The sequence below is a fragment of the Corallococcus llansteffanensis genome (genome assembly GCF_003612055.1).
Classification (GTDB): Bacteria; Myxococcota; Myxococcia; order Myxococcales; family Myxococcaceae; genus Corallococcus; species Corallococcus llansteffanensis.
The window spans coordinates 1-2,896 of sequence record NZ_RAWB01000853.1 but is presented as its reverse complement, the minus strand read 5'-3'; the positions used below and the strand labels follow the sequence as shown (position 1 = coordinate 2,896).

Sequence of the window (2,896 nt, the reverse complement as noted above, 5' to 3'; positions counted from 1 at the left end):
GGGGGGGAGCCGGACCGGGAGGGGGACTGTACGCATGGGACCTCCGAGGGGGACCGGCCTTCCCTCGACCTTACAGGCTGGACGCCCGTGACGCGACCCGGGAGCGCAGCGAGTGCACACATCCGGGAACACCGTAGGGCCCGGGGCGGTGCGAATCCGACGGGCGGGCAGGCAAGTGTCGGTTGGCATCCGGCGCCAGGGGTTCCAGAATCGCCCGACGATGGCGCGCAGTGAGCCCAAGACCCTGGAGAGCCTGCTTCCCCGAGTGCTGGCGCGCCTCGCCGGAGAGTCGGGCCGTGGGATGTCGCTGACGCCCATCTGGGTGGCGGCGGCCGGCGAGAACATCGCGCGCCACAGCCGTCCGTACCAACTCAGCGGCACCACGCTCATCGTCACCGTGGAGAACGCCGAGTGGGCCCAGGCCCTCACCCGCGAGGCCGCGTCCCTCTGCGAGCGCCTCAACGCGAAGCTGGGCCCGGGCACCGTGACGGCCCTCGCCTTCCAGCTGGAGTCGCGATGAGGGTGAGCGCGCTGGCAGGCCTCCTGCTCGCCGCGGCGTGGGTCCTGCCGTCCGCCGCGCCCGCCGCGACGCCGCCCCCGACGGTGGCCTCCGTCACCGCCTCCGAGACAGGAGCGCCGGCCTTCACCCCGGAGACGCCCCAGTCCCACGAGGCCCGGGCCCGCGCGCACGTCGCCCGCGAATTCGAGCGCGTGGGCCGGCGTGCGCCCACGAGCGACAAGGCGCTGGAGACCGCGGCCCGGCGGCTCGCGCGCGAAGCCCTGGGTGAATACACCGCGGGCGCCCCCGACCTGCTCACGCTGACCGAGGCCGTCAGCGACTCGGGCGCCGCGGATCCGTCCCCGCGCGCGCTGGTCATCCGCGCCTGGGTGCACGCGCACGCCATCGAGACCTTCCTCGCCCGCGCGGACTTCAACGAGGAGCGCGCGAGCCACTTCGGCGTGGGCGTGGCCTTCCTCGGCGAGCGGGCCGCGCTGGTGCTGCTGCTCGCGGACCGCAAGGCGGAGATCCTTCCCTTCCCCCGGACGCTTCCCCCGAAGGGGACGGAGCGCATGGTCTGCGGCCGGCTGGTGTCGCCGCTGCGCGGCCCGCAGGTCTTCATCACCCGCCCGGATGGCGAGGTGGACGGCGTCCCGCTCACCCGCGCGCCGTCAGGGACGTCCGGCTTCTGCGCCCGACTGCCCTTCACCCGCCCCGGCGGCTACACGGTCGAGGTGGTGGCCACGGGGAGCGCGGGGCCCGAGGTGGCGTCGCTGTTCCTCGTGCAGGTGGGCGCGCGCTCGGAGCGCGGCGAGCGCGAGGCGACCCGCGAGCCCACCACGCTCGACGAGGCCCGCGCCGCGCTCTACGAGCGCATCAACGCCCTGCGCCGCGCGCACCACCTGCCGGAGCTCACGCCGGATCCGACGCTGGAAGACGTGTCGCTGCGCTACAGCACGCGCATGGCCTCCGAGGGCTTCTTCGGCCACATCGCGCCGGACGGCTCCACCCTCACCCGCCGGCTTCCCGAAGGCACGCGCTACATCCGCGCCGGAGAGAACCTGGGGCAGGCGGCGGGACCGCTCGCCGCGCACTTCGGCATCGAGCACAGCCCTGGCCACCGCAAGAACCTGATGGACCCCGCGTTCCGCTTCATGGGCGTGGGCGTGGCCTTCCAGAAGCTCGATGGGCGCGACCAGGCGCTCGTCACGGAGGTCTTCACCGCGGCCTCTCCCGGCGCGGCGCTCTCCGCGGATCCGCTGTCGGACGCCTACGAGGCCCTGTCCCGAAACCGCGCCGCGCTGAAGCTGCCGCCGCTGGTGCGCAGCGAAGCGCTGGAGCGGCTGGCGCGCGACCATGCCCGCCGCGCGCTCGCGCAGGACGAGCCTTCGGCGGGAGACGGTGAGCCGTCGCCCCTGCACGAGCGGGTGTTCTCGGTGCTGCCCGACGCGGGCACGGCGTCGGTGGACTTCTTCGTCGTGGGAGACCCGGGCGCCATCCCCGAGTCGCGCAGCCTCGCCACCGCCACCAACACCCGCGTGGGCGTGGGGCTGGTGCGGGGAAACTCCAAGCGCTTCGGACAGGGCCAGTACTGGGTGGCCGTCATCTACGCCGCGGTCCGCTGACCCGGCGTGCCGCACCTGCACGGCCTCGCGGATGGCTGACTTCTTCCTGGCCCATCCCATGCCCAGATGTCCCGGACCCGGGGATGAAACAGCGGTCGCGGGTCGTTCTCCTGGCCAAAAAGGCCGGGGCGGCTTCGCGATGGATGAAAACCACGCGGACGCCGACCACGCCCTGAGAAAAGGCGTGGCCGGAGACAGCATCACGCGGTCCCTGCAGAGGGCCGCGTCCGTCGTGACGCTAGACGGGACGACGCTGGGTCGCGTACGCCTCGAGCCCCATCTGCGGAGGCGCGAGGTTGGCGTACATCGGGCACTTCATGCACGTGAAGGACTGCCAGCCGCGACGCACAGCTTCATCCAGACAGTTGTCGTAGTGGTTGCAGTTCAGATTTCGATGCGTCTCGACGCCTGCCCGCTTGGGGCCGGCTTCGGGATTGATGGTCTGCGGCAGATCGGATGGACACGGCTTCATGGAGCCTCCCCTATGAGCTGTTTCCCCCCCCGAGGTCTGTGAACGAGCAGTGCTACCGACGACAGGTGCGTCTGGAACGACGACGGTCCGGAGTAGCGCTCAACGGCGGCGCAACGTAAGGATTCCCACCGGATTGCGCAACGGGCCGACTACCCGCGGGACCAGCCCGTGGGCGCGGGATCTAGGACTTGTCGGGCCGACTGTCAAACCGACCCCCGCCTACCTCTTGGGGAATGTCGACTTCAAACCTCTCGTTCGGATGCCGCAAGGCCGCGATGTGAAAGGAAGATTCCATGAGTT

The 2,896-nt window shown here is 71.7% G+C and carries 3 protein-coding genes; 2 read left to right on the top strand and 1 reads right to left on the bottom strand.

The features are described 5' to 3' along the window. The first annotated feature begins 220 nt into the window (after nucleotides 1–220). Together D7V93_RS41210 and D7V93_RS41205 are read left to right on the top strand one after the other, a co-directional pair. Complete coding sequence (locus D7V93_RS41210) at nucleotides 221–520, top strand: DciA family protein (RefSeq protein ID WP_120648452.1); 300 nt, start codon at nucleotides 221–223, stop codon at nucleotides 518–520. Between the two features lie 2 nt (nucleotides 521–522). Continuing rightward, entirely contained in the window at nucleotides 523–2,124 is a 1,602-nt protein-coding gene (locus tag D7V93_RS41205; protein WP_372338423.1) for a CAP domain-containing protein, read from the top strand. Between the two features lie 238 nt (nucleotides 2,125–2,362). Here the strand turns inward: D7V93_RS41205 and D7V93_RS41200 are convergent, their stop codons facing one another. Beyond that, on the bottom strand, nucleotides 2,363–2,596 hold the full coding sequence (locus D7V93_RS41200) for a hypothetical protein (RefSeq protein WP_014396719.1): 234 nt from the start codon (nucleotides 2,594–2,596) through the stop codon (nucleotides 2,363–2,365). Nucleotides 2,597–2,896 lie beyond the last annotated feature (300 nt).

Coding starts and splice junctions, on each gene's coding strand:
- D7V93_RS41210 (WP_120648452.1), top strand. CDS start 221: ATGGCGCGCAGTGAGCCCAAGACCCTGGAGAGCCTGCTTCCCCGAGTG.
- D7V93_RS41200 (WP_014396719.1), bottom strand. CDS start 2,596: ATGAAGCCGTGTCCATCCGATCTGCCGCAGACCATCAATCCCGAAGCC.